General features: G+C 74.4%; 13 protein-coding genes. 7 read left to right on the top strand and 6 right to left on the bottom strand.

The features are described from left to right. Positions 1-138: 138 nt before the first annotated feature. Together ACI79T_RS20590 and ACI79T_RS20585 are read right to left on the bottom strand one after the other, a co-directional pair. On the bottom strand, positions 139-1,395 hold the full coding sequence (locus tag ACI79T_RS20590) for a serine hydrolase domain-containing protein (RefSeq protein WP_456611956.1): 1,257 nt from the start codon (positions 1,393-1,395) through the stop codon (positions 139-141). Between the two features lie 127 nt (positions 1,396-1,522). Continuing rightward, positions 1,523-1,963 (bottom strand): HU family DNA-binding protein, encoded by a 441-nt coding sequence (locus tag ACI79T_RS20585; RefSeq protein WP_456611955.1) that lies wholly within the window; start codon positions 1,961-1,963, stop codon positions 1,523-1,525. A gap of 143 nt (positions 1,964-2,106) precedes the next feature. Between ACI79T_RS20585 and ACI79T_RS20580 the strand changes: the two genes are divergently transcribed. Continuing rightward, positions 2,107-3,030, top strand: coding sequence for an aldo/keto reductase (locus ACI79T_RS20580; RefSeq protein WP_456611954.1), 924 nt, complete (start codon positions 2,107-2,109; stop codon positions 3,028-3,030). 29 nt (positions 3,031-3,059) lie between these two features. Here the strand turns inward: ACI79T_RS20580 and ACI79T_RS20575 are convergent, their stop codons facing one another. Together ACI79T_RS20575 and ACI79T_RS20570 are read right to left on the bottom strand one after the other, a co-directional pair. Further along, the gene (locus tag ACI79T_RS20575) at positions 3,060-3,233 is read right to left on the bottom strand and encodes a DUF1059 domain-containing protein (RefSeq protein ID WP_456611953.1); all 174 of its coding nucleotides are present in this window, start codon (positions 3,231-3,233) and stop codon (positions 3,060-3,062) included. Positions 3,234-3,298: 65 nt separating this feature from the next. Continuing rightward, entirely contained in the window at positions 3,299-4,393 is a 1,095-nt protein-coding gene (locus tag ACI79T_RS20570; RefSeq protein ID WP_456611952.1) for an EAL domain-containing protein, read from the bottom strand. Between the two features lie 180 nt (positions 4,394-4,573). On the opposite strand from ACI79T_RS20570, the gene ACI79T_RS20565 reads away from it, so the two are divergent. Continuing rightward, positions 4,574-7,321, top strand: coding sequence for a SpoIIE family protein phosphatase (locus ACI79T_RS20565; protein ID WP_456611951.1), 2,748 nt, complete (start codon positions 4,574-4,576; stop codon positions 7,319-7,321). A 191-nt stretch (positions 7,322-7,512) separates the two neighbouring features. Here ACI79T_RS20565 and ACI79T_RS20560 read toward each other — a convergent pair whose 3' ends face one another. Then, positions 7,513-9,564, bottom strand: a complete 2,052-nt coding sequence (locus tag ACI79T_RS20560; RefSeq protein ID WP_456611950.1) for an acyl-CoA dehydrogenase family protein — start codon at positions 9,562-9,564, stop codon at positions 7,513-7,515. After that, positions 9,561-10,355, bottom strand: coding sequence for a TetR family transcriptional regulator (locus ACI79T_RS20555; protein WP_456611949.1), 795 nt, complete (start codon positions 10,353-10,355; stop codon positions 9,561-9,563). Before ACI79T_RS20555 ends, ACI79T_RS20560 begins: the two co-directional genes overlap by 4 nt. 60 nt (positions 10,356-10,415) lie before the next feature. On the opposite strand from ACI79T_RS20555, the gene ACI79T_RS20550 reads away from it, so the two are divergent. From ACI79T_RS20550 to ACI79T_RS20530, 5 genes are all read left to right on the top strand, one after another. Continuing rightward, on the top strand, positions 10,416-11,714 hold the full coding sequence (locus ACI79T_RS20550; protein ID WP_456611948.1) for an acetyl-CoA C-acetyltransferase: 1,299 nt from the start codon (positions 10,416-10,418) through the stop codon (positions 11,712-11,714). A gap of 143 nt (positions 11,715-11,857) precedes the next feature. Next, the gene (locus ACI79T_RS20545; protein ID WP_456611947.1) at positions 11,858-13,213 is read left to right on the top strand and encodes a 3-oxoacyl-ACP reductase; all 1,356 of its coding nucleotides are present in this window, start codon (positions 11,858-11,860) and stop codon (positions 13,211-13,213) included. Position 13,214: 1 nt separating this feature from the next. Beyond that, positions 13,215-14,072: a MaoC family dehydratase gene (locus tag ACI79T_RS20540; RefSeq protein ID WP_456611946.1), complete on the top strand. Its 858-nt coding sequence runs from the start codon at positions 13,215-13,217 to the stop codon at positions 14,070-14,072. A 14-nt stretch (positions 14,073-14,086) separates the two neighbouring features. After that, positions 14,087-15,301 (top strand): acyl-CoA dehydrogenase family protein, encoded by a 1,215-nt coding sequence (locus ACI79T_RS20535; RefSeq protein ID WP_456611945.1) that lies wholly within the window; start codon positions 14,087-14,089, stop codon positions 15,299-15,301. 271 nt (positions 15,302-15,572) lie between these two features. Continuing rightward, entirely contained in the window at positions 15,573-18,158 is a 2,586-nt protein-coding gene (locus tag ACI79T_RS20530) for a hypothetical protein (RefSeq protein ID WP_456611944.1), read from the top strand. Positions 18,159-18,299: the final 141 nt, after the last annotated feature.

Here is an 18,299-nt window from a genome sequence, read left to right as displayed (position 1 = left end):
CCCCCCCCCCCCCCCCCCCCCCCCCCCCCCCCCCCCCCCCCCCCCCCCCCCCCCCCCCCCCCCCCCCCCCCCCCCCCCCCCCCCCCCCCCCCCCAGGACCACGAACGATCAGGAGACCTGATCGTTCCGGCGGTGGGGTCAGTCGACGATGGCCTGGTTGACCAGCTGGCGCAGGTAGTTGCGGATCGGCAGCGTGCTCGAGGGCAGCAGCTGCGTGTAGAAGCTGACGGTCACGTCCTCGACCGGGTCCACGTAGAACGCCGTCGACGCCGCCCCGCCCCAGCTGTAGTCGCCGACGCTGGAGACGACGCCGTAGCGCGCCGGGTCGATCACCATCGAGAACCCGAGGCCGAAGCCCACCCCGCGCAGCGGCGTCTCGGCGAACAGCGGCCGGCCGAAGGTCTCCAGGTCCTGCCCACCCGGGAGGTGGTTGCCGACCATGTGCGCCAGCGTGCGCGGCCCGAGCAGCCGGCCGCCGTCGTGCGCCCCGCCGCGGCGGAGCATCTCCAGGAAGCGCAGGTAGTCCCCGGCGGTCGAGACCAGCCCACCGCCGCCGGACAGGAAGGCGGGCTTGCTCAGCGCCGCCTGCCCCATGGCGTCGAGCGGCGCGAAGCCGGTCGCGGCACCGCCGGGCTGCCCGGGGGTGGCGGCGTAGAGCCGGGCCAGGGTGTCGGGGTCGTCCTCGGGACGCAGCCCGAACGACGTCTCGGTCATGCCGAGGGGCGCGAAGATGCGTTGTTCGAAGAACTCGTCGAGCGACTGCCCGGAGAGGACCTCCACCAGCCGGCCCAGCACGTCGGTGGAGACGCCGTAGTTCCACTCGCTGCCCGGCTGGAAGACCAGGGGCACGGAGGCCCACTGCCGGCACACCTCGGCGGAGTCGGCGCCCGGCGGCGTGCCCCACTCGTGGCCCATGGCGCGGTACATGGCGTCGACGGGGTGCGCGTGGTGGAAGCCGTAGGTGAGCCCGGACATGTGCGTCAGCAGGTGCTGCACCCGGATGGGCTCGACCTGCGGGCTGGTCACCGGCTTCATCGCCGAGCCGGCCACGTACACCCGGGTCTCGGCGAACTCCGGCAGCCACCGCGCGATCGGGTCGGTGAGCTGGAAGGCCCCCTCCTCGTACAGCATCATCGCCGCCACCGAGGTGACCGGTTTCGTCATCGAGAAGATGCGCCACCGGGTGTCCAGCTCGACGGGGCGGCCGTTCTCCACGTCGCGGGAGCCGTAGCGCCCGACGTGCACCAGCTCGCCGCGGCGGGCGACCGTGACCAGGAAGCCCGGCAGCTGGCCGTCCTCGACGTAGCGGGCGAGCCGGTGATCGATGCGTCCCAGGCGGGTGGGGTCCATGCCCACCTCGGCCGGGTCGATGCCCACCTGCAGTTCGTCGCTCACGCGCACCTCCGGGTCCCGGGCGCCGTCCGCCGCCGGGCGACGCCTCGACCGGCATCCTGACTCACGTCGTTGTGAGCCCGGACACACGGGGGTCGCGGCGTCCGCCCGGCGGCGGACCGGCCTGCGCTCAGACCGGGACGGAGCTGGCGGCCTTCTTGAGGTTCGAGCCGGCGGTCACCTTGACGGTGTTGGCCGCGGGGATGTCGATGGTCTCGCCGGTCTGCGGGTTGCGGCCGCTGCGGGCGGAGCGCTGGGTGCGCTCGACGGTGAGGAGACCCGAGACGGCGACCTTCTCCCCGCGGGTGATGGCGTCGACGAGCTCGTCCTGCAGGCCGGCGAGGACCGAGTCCACGGTCGAGGCCGGGACGTCGGCGCGCTTGGCGATGGCGGAAACCAGTTCGGCCTTGTTCATGTGCTTCCTTCCATAGGCGGTGGTGCGGACCGTGATCTCGGTACGCAGCCGGCTCCTTCCCCCTGACGCGCGGAGCGCGGGCGGGGTTCCCCGATGTCCGCGCGGGTGGCGCGGGCACGAGGCGCCCGGTCTCGCGGGAGTCCGGGCCGGGGGCACGGTGTCATGCCGCCCGCCGGTCTGGCCAGCGGGGGGTGCCGGGAAGCCCGCAGGTGACACGTCGGTCACAGCAGTCCCGGACGTGCGACGGAGCGGGTCCGGGCCCCGCGCGGAGCCGTGCCGACGCGCCTAGCGTGGACCTCGTGCCGCAGCTGCCGGGAACCGATCTGACCGTGAGCGATCTCTGCCTGGGCGGCAACGTCTTCGGCTGGTCGGCCGACGAGCCGACGTCCTACGCGGTGCTGGACCGGTACCTCGACGCGACGCCGGGCACCGTGCGGCCGTTCGTCGACACCGCCGAGTCCTACGGCGACGGCGAGTCCGAGCGGATCCTCGGCGCCTGGATGGCCGACCGCGGTGTCCGCGACCGGGTCGTCGTCGCCACCAAGGCCTCCCGGGGTCAGAAGGAGCACCCGCTGGCGGCCGCGGAGATCCGGGCGGCGGTGGAGCGGTCGCTGCGCAACCTCGGGACCGACGTCATCGACGTCTACTACGCGCACTACGACGACGCGACGACGCCGCTGGAGGAGACCCTGCGGGCCTTCGACGAGCTCGTGCAGGCCGGCACCGTGCGGTACGTGGCCGCGTCGAACTACTCCGCGGCGCGGCTGGTCGCGGCGCTGGACACCGCCGAGCAGGCCGGGACGGCGCGCTACGCCGCGCTGCAGACGCACTACAACCTGCTGGAGCGGCCGGTCTTCGAGGACGAGCTGCGCGACGTGGCCCTCGACCGCGGGCTGGGCGTGCTGCCCTACTACGGCCTGGCCAAGGGCTTCCTCACCGGCAAGTACCGGGCGGGGGAGCGGATCGAGTCGGTGCGGGCCGAGAAGGCGTCGGCCTACCGCGGGGAGCGCGGCGACCGGGTGCTGGCCGCCCTCGCCGAGGTCGCCGACGGGCGCGGGGTGCCGATGGCGGCGGTGGCGCTGCGCTGGCTGGCCGACCAGCCGGCCGTCGTCGCACCGATCGCCAGCGCGCGGACCGTGGACCAGCTCGCCGACCTGCTGCCGATGCAGGACCTGGTGCTCGCCGACGACGAGCGGCAGCGCCTCACCGACGCCTCCGCGTAGCCGGGGTCCGCCGGGGGCGCGGCCCGCGCTCAGACCGTGCGGATCTCCGGGAGGACCAGCACGTCGGAGTCCGAGCCGGGTTCGGCGGCCCCGTGCGCCTGGACGGCGTGCCGGCGGGTCTGGACGAGGATGCCGGCCTCGTCGGCGGCGGAGAACGTCGCCTCGCAGCCGGGGACGATGTCGCCGCAGTGGAAGCTCTTCACGATGAGGAGGTGCTCCTGGTCGGGTAGGTGCTGTCACCCGGTCGGGTGACGGTCGGAGGGGGAGATCAGCTCGCGCGGGTCGCCGTCGCGAGGTCCTCGACGCGCAGCAGGCCGAGGACGTCGCCGGTCGGGTCGGTGCAGACGACGGGGTCGAACCGCTGGGCCGGCGGGCGGGTGAGCGCCCGCCGGAGGGTGTCGTCGATGCCGGTCGACGGGTGGACCCGCAGGGAGACGGGGGAGGTGTAGACCTCCCCGGTCCGCGGGTCGCCGAGCAGCAGGGCGGCCGGTTCGCCGTGCGGGCCGACCAGCACGGCCGGGGGGACGCCGGGCGGCTCCTCGCCGAGCACGCACTGCCGGACCGGGCGGAGCAGGCTGGCCACGCTGTCGGTCAGCCGGGCGCGGGCCACCTGGGTGCGCACCAGCCGCTCGACGTCGGGGTCGAGCGGCCGGAACTCCGGAGCCGGGCGGCCGAGCAGCCAGCCCTGGGCCAGCGGGACGCCGAGCCGGGTGAACGCGGCCAGCTCGGCCGGGGTCTCCACGCCCTCGGCCAGCAGCCAGGCGTCGATGCGGCCGGCGAACTCGCCGATCATCTCGGCCAGCGCCATGCGGACGGGGTCGCTGTCCACGTCGGCGACCAGGGCGCGGTCGAGCTTGACCAGCTGGGGGCGGACGGCGGCCAGCTGCTGGAGCCCGGAGTAGCCGCTGCCGGCGTCGTCGACGGCGATCAGCGCGCCGCGCTCGCGCAGGGCGTCGGTCTGCCGGCGCAGGCACGCCAGGTCGTCCACCTGGGTGTGCTCGGTGAGCTCGACGACCACGCGGTGCAGGTCGGCCCGGGCGGACAGGGCGTCCTGGACGGCGTCGGTGCCGAGCAGGTGCGGGCTGACGTTGACGGTCAGGAACGTGCCGGGCGGCAGCCCGTCGACGGCGGCCAGGGCGCGGTGGATGGCCAGGGCCTCGAGCTCGGCGGCGATGCCCGCCTCGGCGGCGGCGGCGAACCAGACGTCGGGCCCGGCGGTGCCGGGGAACCGGGCCAGGGACTCGTAGCCCACGATCGCCGCGGCCGCGAGATCGACGATCGGCTGGAAGACCAGGGTCAGGTCGTCGGCGTCGGCGAGCAGGGGCCGGCAGTCCGGGAGGCGGACCGTGCGCGTGCCGAGCATGGAGGTGGGATCGGCCGGTCCGTCGTGGAGCTTGACCCGGGATCCGGGGCCTCACCCCGCAGGGGGACGCGCCCGGCGCGCCGGATCCCGAAGGACGTCGCTCCCGATCCGCGGGGCCGGGCGTGCCAGCATGTGGTCGGGTGCGTCCGGACCGGGCGCGGGAGCCGGGCGGAGGGGTGCGTGGCCACGTCTGCCTCCACCGTCCCCGCGGGCTCGCCGGACGACGACCCGCTGACCGATCCGCTGCGCATCGCCGCGGCCCGGCGACTGCTGCTGGAGGTCCCCGGCCCGGCCGCCTTCGACCGGCTGTCGGGCCTCGCCGCCCGGCTGCTGGGGGCCGCGCACGCCAAGGTCACCCTGTTCACCGACCACGACGTCGTCGTCGGCGGGTACGGGCTGCCGGCCGGCGTGGTGGGCGGGCCGGCGCTGCTGACCGGCGCCCTGTCGGCGGTCATCGTGCGCCAGGGCGGCCCGCTGTGCGTCGCCTCCGCCGCCGACGACGAGCGGGTGGCCGGACTGCCCGCCGTCACCTCCGGGCAGGTGCGGTCCTACCTGGGGGCGCCGCTGTCGGCCGCCTCGGGACAGCTGGTGGGCGCGCTGGCCGTCTACGACCCCGCGCCCCGGGACTGGTCCGACGACGCCGTGGAGCTGCTCGAGCAGCTGGCCGCCTCCGTCGTCGCCGAGCTCGAGCTCTCCGCCGCGCAGTCCGCGGTCGGCACCTCCCGCGCCTGGCTCGAGGTGGCTCTGGAGGCCGGCTCGGTGGGCATCTGGGAGCGCGACCTGCGGACCGGGACGATCCACTGGGACGAGCGGTGCGCGGCGCTGTTCGGGCTGGACGCCGCGGTGGACCTCGACTCGCTGGACGTCGTGCTGACCCAGCACGTGCACCCCGACGACCACGCGGCCATCGAGGAAGCGATGCGGGTCGCCGTCGAGGAGCGCGGCGACTACACGGTCGAGTTCCGGGTGAACCGGTCCGACGGCGCCGTCCGCTGGGTGCTCGCCCGCGGCCGGGTGGTGACCGATGCCTCGGGTGCACCTGTCCGGGTCCTCGGCACGGTGCTGGATGCCACCGATGCCCGCGCGCAGGCCCAGCAGCGGCTCACCGCGGTCCAGCGGGCCGCGGCCATCGCCGAGGTGGCGGCCGAGCTGGCCAACGCCGCCCGCCTGGACCAGCTCGCCGACGTGGTGCTGCGCGGGGCGCAGGTGCTCGGCGCGCAGTCCAGCGCCCTGGCCATCTTCGACTCGCCCGGTGGCCCGCTGCGCCTGCACATGACCGGCAACCTGCTGGCGGCCGTCCGGGAGGAGCACCCGGACGTCGGCGTCGGCGACGGCGTCGAGCTGCCCCTGGACGACGCGCTGCCGGCGCAGCACGTGGCCCGCCACGGGCGCCGGCTGCTGCTCGGCGACCACGCCGAGGCGGTGACCCGCTTCCCCGCGCTCGCGCCGGTCGCCGACCTGCTGGGTCTGCGTTCGGTGGCCGCGCTGCCGCTGCGGGTCGAGGGACGGGTCCTGGGCGCGTTCCTGGCCATCTGGACCGTCGACCACCAGTTCGCCGGTGACGACGTCGAGGTGCTCGAGGCGCTCGCCGCGCAGATCGCACTGAGCGTCTCGCGGCTGCAGGCCGATGCCGCGCGGGCCGCCGCGGTGGCGGCGATGGCCCAGGCCAACCAGCGCCTGCGGCTGCTCGCCGACGCCGGCCGGGTGCTCTCCGGCACGCTGGGCATCGACCAGCAGATCGGGCAGCTGGCCCAGCTGGTCGTGCCCGAGCTCGCCGACTGGTGCTGGATCGTGGTCACCGACGAGCAGGGCCGGCTGCACGGGGTGGCCAGCAGCCACCGGGACCCGTCGCGGCAGGAGGAGCTCGAGGGGTTCGTCCGGGCGATGGTCGCGGTCATGACCGAGGACTCCGCCGCGCGGCGGGTCACGGCCACCGGCCGTCCGATGGTGCTGCCGGCCATCGACTGGGAGCACGTGACCCGGGCCCTGCCCGATCCCGGCGCCCGGGAGCTGTTCGCCCGGCTCGGTGCGGCGTCCGGCGTGGTCGTGCCGCTCGTCGCGCGCGGGCAGGGGCTGGGCGCCCTCGGGCTGTTCACCGGCGAGTCCCGCGGGCCTCTGGGCGAGGCCGAGGTGGACACCGCGGTGGAGATCGGCCGGCGGGCCGGTCTGGCGCTGCACCAGGCGCGGCTGTACGAGCAGCAGCGCGACCTGGCCGACGCCCTGCAGCGCAGCATGCTCACCGAGCCGCCGCAGCCGGAGCACTGCGAGATCGTCGTCCGCTACGTGCCGGCCGCCGAGGGCGCCGAGATCGGTGGCGACTGGTACGACGCGTTCCTCCAGCGCGGCGGGACGACGGTGCTCGCCATCGGCGACGTCGTCGGCCACGACACCCGCGCGGCCGCGGCGATGGGCCAGGTCCGCGGCCTGCTGCGCGGGATCAGCTACTCCAGCGGCGGCTCGCCGGCGGAGGTGCTCAGCGAGCTCGACCGGGCCGTCCAGGGCCTGGCGCTGGACACCATGGCGACCGCGCTGGTCGCCCACCTCGAGCCGGAGCCCGACGGCGGGGCCGGCCGGATGCGGCTGCGCTGGGCCAACGCCGGTCACCCGCCGCCGGTGCTGCTGGCCTCCGACGGCAGCGTGGTGCTGCTCGACGGCAAGCAGGCCGACCTGCTGCTCGGGGTGGCTCCGGAGACGGTGCGGGAGGACCACGTGGCCGTCCTGGCCCCCGGCTCGACGGTGCTGCTGTACACCGACGGGCTGGTGGAGCGGCGCGACCGCGACATCGACTCCGGGACCGAGCAGCTGCTCGAGGTGCTCGGCGGGTGCGCGGGGCTGCCGCTGGACCAGGTGTGCGACCGGGTGCTCGAGCGGATGATCCTGCCCGACGCCGAGGACGACGTCGCCGTCCTCGCCGTCCGCCTGCGCTGACCCGCGCCGAGTCTGCGAGGCGCGGGTCAGCGTGACGCCCTGGAACGGCCTCGTCCCGGGTCCCTACCGGGTCGACCCGCGCGAGGGCAGGTGCAGCCGCGTGCGCGCCCGGCTCCACCCTGCTCGGCGCGGGTCGAGCCGGGCGGGACGGCCCTGAGCGTGTGCAGGGTGGGGAGGACGAGGTCCTTCCGCTACTGGCCGGGCGGGACGTCCAGGTCGGTCGCGGTTGCCTCCGGGGTCCCCGCCCCGGTGGCCGCGTGCAGCTCGGCGTCCCGGGCGGCCATCGCCGCCTGCCGGTCCGGCTCCTCCTCGAGGATGGCCGCGGCCTTCCAGTCGGCCGGGATGGCGAATGCGTCGACCAGCGTGGTGATGTGCGGCCGCAACTCCTTCACCAGCCCGTTCACCGTCGCCGTCAGCGCCTTGGCCCGCGCCGGGGAGAGCTGCCCGTGCTCGAGGAACCAGCCCTTGTCCTCCTCGATCGTCGACAGCGCGTAGAGGTTGCAGAGGCTGTCGAGCAGCGCCGCGACGTCGGGGTCGGTGGCGCGGTCGACGCCCTCGACGAAGGCCTCGAGCACGATCCGGTCGATGTGCGCGCGCGCCGCCTTGAGCACGTGGTCCTGGACGTCGTTGAACATGTCGAACGGCGCCATGCCCTCGATGGACGAGTTCTTGCGCAGCCGCCGGATGGCGCCCTCGAGCGCGTGCTTCTCGCGGAACTCGAACAGCTTCACCTGCCAGCCGCGGTCGAGCATCGGCACCTCGTCGTCCCGGCCGGGGACGGCGTCGACGAGCCGCTGGATGAGGGCGCGCGCCGCGGTCCGCTCCAGCACGGTCTCGCGGACCATGTCGGCCACGAAGCCGACCCGGCCCCAGCCGTCGAGCGAGCCGAAGTTGTCGCGGTAGCCGGTGAGCAGCCCCTTGGCGACCAGCTGCAGCAGGACGGTGTTGTCGCCCTCGAAGGTGGTGAAGACGTCGGTGTCGGCCTTCAGGTGCGGGAGCCGGTTCTCCTGCAGGTAGCCCGCACCGCCGCACGCCTCGCGGCACATCTGGATGGTGCGGGTGGCGTGCCAGGTCTGGGCCACCTTGAGCCCGGCGGCGCGCGACTCCAGCTCCCGCTGGGCCTGCTCGTCGATCTCCTGGCCGTGCTCGTGCACCGCCGTCTGGACGTCGTGCATGGTGCTGACCAGCTCGGCCTGGGCGAAGTGCAGCGCGTAGGTCTTGGCCAGCGCCGGCAGCAGCTTGCGCTGGTGCACGAGGTAGTCGTTGATGACGATCTCGCGCTCCTCGCCGGGGGCGGCGAACTGGCGGCGGGTGTTGCCGTACCGGACGGCGATGTCGAGCGCCAGCTTGGTGGCCGACGACGCCGAGCCGCCGACGCTGACCCGGCCGCGCACGAGCGTGCCGAGCATGGTGAAGAAGCGGCGGGTCTCGTTCTCGATGCTCGAGGTGTAGGTGCCGTCCTCGGCGACCTGGCCGTAGCGGTCGAGCAGCATGTCGCGCGGCACGGAGACGTGGTCGAAGGTGAGCCGCCCGTTGTCGACGCCGAGCAGCCCGGCCTTGGGGCCGTCGTCGCCGATGGTGACGCCGGGCATCGGGGCGCCGTCCGCGTCCCGGATCGGCACCAGCCAGGCGTGCACGCCGTGGTTCGTCCCGCCGCTGATCAGCTGCGCGAAGACGACGGCCATCCGCCCGTCCTTGGCGGCGTTGCCGATGTAGTCCTTGCGCGCCGCCGCGTGCGGGGTGTGCAGGTCGAAGGTCTGCGTCGCGGGGTCGTAGGTGCACGTCGTGCGCAGCTGCTGGACGTCGGAGCCGTGCCCGGTCTCGGTCATGGCGAAGCAGCCGGGCAGGTCGAAGCTCATGATGTCGCGCAGGAAGGCCTCGTGGTGCCGGCGCGTGCCGAGCAGCTGGACGGCGCCGCCGAACAGCCCCCACTGGACGCCGGCCTTGACCATGAGCGACAGGTCGGTGAAGGCCAGCATCTCGATCGAGACCACCGAGCCGCCGGCGTCGGCCTCGCCGCCGAACTCCTTCGGGAAGCCGAAGGTCACCCGGCCGGACTCCGCCAGCTTGGCGGCCATCCGGGTGACCCGCTCCCGGGCCTCGGCCATCGACTCGCCGTAGACCGGCAGCATGTCCGGGTCGTGCAGGTTCTCGCGGGCGTCGCGGCGGACGTGCGCCCAGCGGCCGTCGAGGGCCTCCTGGAGGCCGGCCGGGTCGACCGTGGGGGGCAGGGTGCTCGTCACAGGTCCTCCTTGGCTGCTTCGGTGGTGGGGCGGGGTTCGGTGGTCACGACGCCGGAGAGTCCGGCCCAGGCGAGTTCGGTGAGGTGCGCGGCGAGGTCCTGGCGCGGCATCGGGCGGCCGGCGCGCAGCCACCAGTCGGCGGCGGCGCGGACCAGGCCCACGACGGCGTGGCCCCAGGGCGCGGCGGCGACCGGGTCGCGGCCGGCCCGGTCCAGCGCCGGGGCCAGGATCGCGGCCGCCTGGTCGCCGACGAGGTCGGACAGGCCGGTGATCGGGTCGTCGGCCTCGGCCGTGCCGGACTGGCCGTGGACGACGAAGCGGTAGAGCTCGGGGTCGGCCTCCAGGAAGGCCAGGTAGGCCTCGATGGCGGCCCCGAGCATGTCGCGCGGCTGGTCGGAGCTGCGCATCGCCGCGCGGAGGGTGGGCAGGAGCTGCTCGGCCACCCGGGTGCAGACGGCGACGTGCAGGTCGTTGCGGTCGGCGAAGTGCCGGTAGACGACGGTCTTGCTGGTCCCCGCCGCGGCGGCGATCTCGTCCATGCCGACACCGGCGCCGTGCCGGCCGACCGCGACGACGGCCGCGTCGACCAGCGCGGCGCGCCGGGCACGGCGGTGCTCGTCCCACCGGGAGTCGCGCCGGTCGCGCGTCCCGGCCGGACGCGCCGGGACCCGGACCGGCGTCAGGGCCGGCGCCTGGCTCGGGCCGCCGCCGTCGCGCGGGACCGCGTCCTCCGGCGCCCGGGAGCCGGCCGCCGGCGTCTGCTGCGGTGGCTGCACCGCCTCGAGTTTCACGGCACCCACGGTACCGGGTACTGTGGGTACCGGCCAACCCACCCGACCCCGGAGGTCCCCATGGCTGAGAACGCGAAGCCGGCTACCCGCAAGGCGGCGATCGTCGGCGGGAACCGGATCCCGTTCGCGCGGTCCAACTCGGCGTACGCCCAGGCGTCCAACCAGGACATGCTCACCGCGACGCTCGACGGGCTGGTGGCCCGGTTCGGGCTGCAGGGCGAATCGGTGGGCGAGGTCGTCGCCGGCGCCGTCCTCAAGCACGCCCGTGACTTCAACCTGACCCGCGAGGCGGTGCTCGGCTCGAAGCTGTCGCCCACCACGCCGGCCTACGACGTCCAGCAGGCCTGCGGCACCGGCCTGGAGGCGGCGGTCCTGGTCGCCAACAAGATCGCCCTGGGGCAGATCGAGTCCGGCATCGCCGGCGGCGTGGACACCACCTCCGACGCCCCGCTCGCCGTCAGCGACGACCTGCGCCGGGTGCTCATCGCGCTGAACAGCGCCAAGACCGTGGGCGACCGGCTCAAGGCGCTGGCGAAGATCCGCCCCGGGCAGCTGGTGCCGGACATGCCGCGCAACGCCGAGCCGCGCACCGGCCTGGCGATGGGCGACCACGCGGCCATCACCGCGAAGGAGTGGCAGATCGGCCGGGAGGAGCAGGACGAGCTCGCCGTCCGCTCGCACCGGAACATGGCCGCCGCCTACGACCGGGGCTTCTTCGACGACCTGGTGACGCCGTTCCTCGGCCTCGCCCGGGACAACAACCTGCGCCCGGACTCCAGCGTGGAGAAGCTGGCGACGCTCAAGCCGGTCTTCGGTAAGGGCGACCCGGACGCCACGATGACGGCGGGCAACTCGACCCCGCTCACCGACGGCGCCTCCGCGGTGCTGCTCGCCTCCGACGAGTGGGCGCAGGCCAAGGGGCTGCCGGTGCTGGCCCACCTGGTCGACGCCCAGACCGCCGCCGTCGACTACGTGCACGGCGGCGAGGGCCTGCTCATGGCGCCGGTGTACGCCGTGCCGGTGATGCTCGCGCGCAACGGCCTCTCGCTGCAGGACTTCGACTTCTACGAGATCCACGAGGCGTTCGCGTCGACGGTGCTCGCCACGATGAAGGCCTGGGAGGACCCGGCGTACTGCAAGGAGAAGCTGGGCCTGGACGCCCCGCTGGGCTCCATCGACCGGTCCAAGCTCAACGTCCACGGCTCGTCGCTGGCGGCCGGGCACCCGTTCGCCGCGACCGGCGGCCGGATCGTCGCCTCGCTGGCGAAGATGCTGCACGAGGCCGGCCCGGGCAAGCGCGGCCTGATCTCCATCTGCGCTGCCGGCGGCCAGGGCGTCGTCGCCATCCTCGAGTCCTGACCCGAAAGTCGCCGCCGGGTCGACCCGGGCGCGGCGGGGTGGAGCCGGATGCGCACGCGGCTCAACCCTGCGCGACCTGGGTCGACCCGGGCCCGGCGACAGAGCGCACGTCCCCATTCCATCTGCGGAAAGGTTGACCTCCAGTGGCTGACTGGTACACGAACTTCGCCAACTCCGGCTTCGGCACCACGATCACCAAGCAGCTGGGCCTGCCGCGCCCGGTCGAGCTGCGCCGCTACGAGCCCGGGGAGCCGCTGCTGCCGGGTCCGGTGGTGGTCGGTTCGGCCGGCGCGGGCCGGCTGCGGGACACGGTCACGGCGGTCCTCCGGGACGCCGGGGTGACCGTGCAGTCCCCGGTCACCGCCGACGGCGGCACCGACGGCGAGAAGCTGGGTGCCGTCGTCCTGGACGCCACCGGCCTGACCTCGCCCGGTGACCTGGCCAGCGCGCACGACTTCCTGGCGCCGGCGATCAAGCGGCTGCGCGCCTCCGGCCGGGTGCTGGTCCTGGCCGACCCGCCGTCGGACGCCGGCTCCCCGGCGCAGGCGGCGGCGCGGCAGGCGGTGGACGGACTGGTCCGCTCCATCGGCAAGGAGCTTCTGAACGGGTCGACGGCGAACGCGGTCTACGTGCCCGAGGGCGCCGAGGGATCGCTGGCCAGCCCGTTGCGGTTCTTCCTCTCCGGCCGGTCGGCGTACGTCGACGGGCAGCTGCTCACCCTCTCGGCGGCCGGCGTGCCCACCGGTGAGGACGACGCGAAGCCGCTGGTCGGCAAGGTCGCCGTCGTCACCGGGGCCGCGCGCGGCATCGGGGCCGCGATCGCGAAGGTCATGGCTCGGGACGGCGCGCACGTCGTCGCCGTCGACATCCCTGCGGCCGGCGACAACCTGGCCCAGGTGGCCAACGAGATCGGCGGGACGGCGCTGCAGCTCGACATCACCGCCGAGGACGCGCCGCAGCGGCTGGTCGACCACCTGCGCGAGCGGCACGGCGGGGTGGACGTCGTCGTCCACAACGCCGGGATCACCCGCGACAAGCTGCTGGTGAACATGGACGCCGCCCGCTGGAACTCGGTGATGGCGGTCAACCTGCAGGCGCAGCTCGACCTCACCCAGGCGCTGCTGGACGCCGAGGGCCTGCTCCGGGACGACGCCCGCGTCGTCTGCGTCTCCTCGCAGTCGGGCATCGCGGGCAACCGCGGCCAGACCAACTACGCGGCGAGCAAGGCCGGCGTCATCGGCATGGTGCGGGCCTGGGCGCCGGAGTTCGCCGGCCGGGGCGCCACCATCAACGCCGTCGCGCCGGGGTTCATCATCACCGAGATGACGGCCAAGATGCCGTTCGGCACCCGGGAGATCGGGTCGCGGATCAACTCGCTGCAGCAGGGCGGGCTGCCGGTCGACGTCGCCGAGACGATCGCCTGGCTCGCGCAGCCGGGCAGCGCGGGGGTCAACGGGCAGACGGTGCGGGTCTGCGGCCAGTCGCTGCTGGGGGCCTGAGGTGGCTGCCACCGAGCTGGAGCAGCCGCCGAACATGGCGGCGCTGTTCGCCCGGGCCGCGCTGACCGCGCGCGGCCGGGGTGGCGAACTCCCCGCCACCCGGCTGACGCGCACCGGCGTGGCCGTGGACCCGGCGGACCTGGCGGCGTACGCCCGGGTCTGCCGGTTCCCGCTCGCCGACACGCTGCCGCCCACCTACCCGCACATGCTCACCTTCCCGCTGCAGCTGGCGCTGATGAGCGACCGCGCCTTCCCCCTGGCGCTGCCCGGGCTGGTGCACGTGCGCAACCGGATCGACGTGCTGCGCCCGGTGCGCACCGACGAGGTGCTCGACCTCGAGGTGTGGGCCGAGCGGTTCGCCACCCACCGCAGCGGGGCGACCGTGGACCTGTGCGCTTCGGTGTCGGTCGGCGGGGCGGAGGTCTGGCGCGGCCGCTCCACGTACCTGGCCCGCGGCGCGACGGCGCCCGCGGGTGCTCCGGAATCCGATGTGACGGTTGTCGTGGCGGACCTGGACCGGGTGGCCGCCACCTGGCGGATCCCCGGCGACGCCGGCCGGCGCTACGCGAAGGTCTCCGGCGACGTGAACCCGATCCACCTGTCGGGGCTGACCGCGAAGGCGTTCGGTTTCAAGCGGGCGATCGCGCACGGCATGTGGGTGAAGGCCCGCGTGCTGGCGTCGGTGGCCAACCGGCTGCCGGAGGCGTTCTCCGTCGACGTCGGGTTCCGCAAGCCGCTGTTCCTGCCGTCGACGGTCACCCTGTCGACCGCGCAGGTCGACGGCGGCTGGGATGCTGCCGTCCGCAACGCGAGGAGCGGCACCGAGCACCTCGTCGCGACGATCCGCCCCCTCCGATAAGGGAGTCCGCCGCCATGGCCGTCTCGTTCGACCTGACCGAGGACCAGCTCGAGCTGCAGAAGTGGGTGCACGAGTTCGCCGCGGGCGTCGTGCGCCCGGCGGCGGCCGAGTACGACGAGCGGGAGGCGTTCCCGTGGGAGGTCCTGCAGGAGGCCGCGAAGATCGGGCTGTACTCGCTGGACTTCTTCGCCACCCAGTGGTTCGACGAGTCCGGCCTCGGCATCCCGCTCACCATGGAGGAGCTCTTCTGGGGCGACGCGGGCATCGGCCTGGCGATCGTCGGCACCACGCTGGCGGCGGCCTCGGTGCGCGCGAACGGCACCGACGAGCAGGTGGGTCAGTGGATCCCGGCCATGTTCGGCACGGAGGCCGAGCCGAAGGTCGCGGCGTTCTGCTCGAGCGAGCCGGACGCCGGCTCCGACGTCGGTGCGATGCGCACCCGGGCGGTCTACGACGAGAAGACCGACGAGTGGGTGCTCACCGGCACCAAGACATGGGCGACCAACGGCGGGATCGCCGACATCCACGTGGTGACCGCCGTCGTCGACCCGGAGCTGAAGGCCCGCGGGCACGCCAGCTTCGTCGTCCCGCCGGGCACGCCGGGCATCTCACAGGGGCAGAAGTTCCTCAAGCACGGCATCCGCGCCTCGCACACCGCCGAGGTCGTGCTCGACGGCTGCCGCCTCCCCGGCGACTGCCTGCTCGGCGGCCGGGAGAAGCTCGAGGAGCGCCTCGCGCGTGCCCGCGAGGGTGTCAGGAGCGGCCGCACCCAGCCGTCGATGGCCACCTTCGAGCGCACTCGCCCGGCGGTCGGCGCGCAGGCGGTCGGGGTGGCGCGGGCCGCCTACGACTACGCGCTGGAGTACGCCAAGCAGCGGGTGCAGTTCGGTCGGCCGATCATCGAGAACCAGGCGATCGCGTTCCTGCTCGCCGACATGAAGACCTCCATCGACGCCGCCCGGCTGCTGGTCTGGCGGGCTGCGTGGATGGCGCGGAACGGCCAGCAGTTCACCGCCGCCGAGGGCTCGATGTCGAAGCTGTTCGCCGGCGAGACCGCCGTCCGGGTCACCGAGAAGGCCATGCAGATCCTGGGCGGCAACGGCTACACCCGCGAGTACCCGGTCGAGCGGATGGCCCGCGACGCGAAGATCTACACCATCTTCGAGGGCACCTCGGAGATCCAGCGGCTGGTCATCGCGCGGACCATCTCCGGCGTCCAGGTGCGCTGACGCAACGGCCTGGCCGCCGAAGGCCAGACGGGGTGCTGATGTCGCTCTGCACCGCTGGCAGCTTTTGCCCAGGGAGAACAGGTATCAAGCACTTGACGAGCATCATGTGTCCATAGCAGTGGCTTCCTTGAGCAATCACGACTAGGTAACGTCCCGCAACACTCGTCCTGTTGGCAACGTGTGCCCAGAACCGCGTGGTTTCGTTCCGGAGCGCCCCGCACCGGGGCTTTCTCGCCCGGCCGTCCGGGCTCACTCCAACGAGGAGACGCGCGTGCGTACACCTGCCCCAGGCCAGCGGGCCCGGGCCGTATTGGCGGTCACCGCCGTCGGGCTGTCCAGCTCGGTCTTCGCCCTCGCGGGCGTCGCCCAGGCCGCGCCGACGCCGACCTGGTCGGCCACCCTCGCCGGCCCGACCGGCGTCATCCCGCCGGGCATCTGTTCCGTCGACTGGAAGCTCCAGGGCGGCTCCGGTGGAGGCGGCGCGTTCGGCGGCCTCCTGGTCGTGAACACGCCGGTCGCCGAAGGGGCTTCCTTCGACCTGTTCCCGGGCGCCGCTGGTGGAGCCGCGGTGCTCGAGGCCGGCGGCGCCGGCGGCCTCAACGGTTCCACCGACCCCGCGGAGGCGGGTGCCGATGGCGGCACGGCCGACACCGGCGGCACGGGTGCCGGCGGGGGCGGTGCGGCATCGGCGGTCTACACCGCAGGGAACGCGCCCGCGCTGTTCCTCTACGCCTTCGGCGGCGACGGCGCCCCCGGGGCCATGGCTGACACGACGTCGATCCCCGGCGGCGCGGGCGGTGGCGGCGACTTCAACACCGCGGCCACCGTCGCGCTGGACGGAGCGCAGGCGAGTGCGACGGCCACCGCCACCGGCGACGGCACCATCACCGGCACCGGCGTGCCGTGCGACGTGCCGGCCGCGCCCACCGGCCTCACCGTCGACCCGGGCGACGGTCTCCTCTCCGTGTCCTTCACGCCGGCCGCCGACGCAGGCGCCGAGATGTCCGATGTCGACGGCTGGGAGATCAGCACCGACAACGGCGCGACCTGGGTCGCCTACTCCCCCGCGGACTTCACCGACGTCGGCGGCGTCCTGAGCCGGGACATCAGCGGGCTCGTGAACGGTCAGACGTACGACGTCGTCGTCCGCGCGACCAGCGTGGCCGGCCCTGGCACCGCCACGGCGGCGGTGACCGGCACCCCGCAGGCTGCCGCCGTGCCGGCCGCCCCGACGCTGAAGTCGGTCGAGGGGCGCGACGGGTTCCTGATCGTGACGATCACGCCGACCGTCGACGCCGCCCGGCCCGACGCCACCGGCTACGAGTACAGCACCGACGACGGCAGCTCCTGGGCGCCGTTCAGCGCGACGCCGGATGGCGCCGACCTCGTCGGCGACATCACCGGCCTGGACAACGGCACCGGCTACCAGGTACGCGTCCGCGGCACCGCCGGGGCGCTCCAGGGAGACCCCAGCGCGCCGATGTCCGGGTTGCCGGCGGGGGCGCCGTCTGCGCCGACCGACGTCGCCATCGTCGCCGGCGACGGGCAGCTCACCGTCACCTTCAAGCAGGGCGCCGACCCCGGGGCCGCCATGGCCGATCCGAGTGGCTGGGAGATCAGCACCGACGGCGGCAGCAGCTTCGGCTCGCTCGCCGTCGTCGTGGAGAGCACCGGCATGCGCGCCACGCAGACCGGTCTCACGAACGGCACCGCGTACCAGGTCGTGCTCCGTGCCACCAGTGCCGTCGGTGCGGGCCTCCCCAGCGTAGCGGTGACCGGCACCCCCGCGGCGCCGGTCGTGGCCCCGCCGTCGGTGCCCGACGCCCCGCACCTCAGCTACGCGCTGCCCCTCGACAAGGGCATCGAGCTCAACTTCTTCGGCGGCTCGCCCTCGGGCGCTCCCGCGGCGACCGGCTTCGAGTACCGGCTCAACGGTGGGGCCTGGACCTCCCTGTCCGCCAGCATCGTGACGGGGGACTGGTGGAAGGCGGCCATCACCGGCCTCACCAACGGGACCACCTACACCGTGGAGCTCCGGGCGATCGGCGGAACGGCGGGTGAGCTGGCGAGCGCGGCCAGCAACAGCGCGACCGCCACCCCGCGCTACGTGCTGCCCGCGCCCGAGGACCTGGCGGTCGCGGTCCGGCCCGGCGCTCTCAAGGTGACCTGGAAGGCCCCCGTCGGGGCGGTCGGCCTCACGGGCTACGAGGTCCACGCCCTCCCGGGCGAGGACCCGCAGTCGGACGCCGGCCTGGTCAGCTGCGCCACCGGTCCGGCCGTCACCGAGTGCGTGCTGCCGGTCGTGGCCGGCCAGCCCTACTCGGTCATGGTGGTCGGCGTGAGCGCCGAGGGCCTGGGTGACGGCGTGGCCGTGGTCTCCGACGTCGTTCCCGCGGTGCAGAAGCCGGCGGCCGTCCCGACGCAGGACGACGGTGATCTCCGGGGCGCGAACGGCCCGATCGAGAGCGCGAAGGCGGGCGAGAAGCTGGTGCTGACCGGCAGCGGCTTCCTCCCGGGGTCGACGGTCGAGCTCATCGTGTACTCGACGCCGATCTCCCTGGGGTCGGTCATCGCCGGCCCGGACGGCACGTTCACCGCCACGGTGACGCTGCCCGAGGACCTGGCCGTGGGCACGCACCACCTGGTCGCCACGGGCGTCGACCAGTTCGGCAACGTGCGCAACCTGGTCATCGACGTCACGGTCGACGCGGCCGGCGCCGGCACGGTGACGCAGATCCGCGATGCGGGCCTCGCCTCCACCGGTGCCGATGTCGCGCTGCCGCTGGCCGGCGGTGCTGCTGCGCTGCTCCTCGGCGGTGGCCTGCTCGTCGCCTCCCGGCGCCGCGCGAACGCCTGACGCACACCTGACCGGCGGCCGCCGGTCACCACGGGCCCGGGGGGGGGGGGGGGGGGGGGGGGGGGGGGGGGGGGGGGGGGGGGGGGGGGGGGGGGGGGGGCGGGTGGGGGTGTTTTTGGTTGTTCTTATGTTCGTGGTGCG

This window comes from Blastococcus sp. SYSU DS0619, from assembly GCF_054051035.1.
This window is presented reverse-complemented; position numbering and strand designations above follow the sequence as displayed.

Coding starts and splice junctions, on each gene's coding strand:
- ACI79T_RS20570 (WP_456611952.1), bottom strand. CDS start 4,393: ATGCTCGGCACGCGCACGGTCCGCCTCCCGGACTGCCGGCCCCTGCTC.
- ACI79T_RS20550 (WP_456611948.1), top strand. CDS start 10,416: ATGGCTGAGAACGCGAAGCCGGCTACCCGCAAGGCGGCGATCGTCGGC.
- ACI79T_RS20535 (WP_456611945.1), top strand. CDS start 14,087: ATGGCCGTCTCGTTCGACCTGACCGAGGACCAGCTCGAGCTGCAGAAG.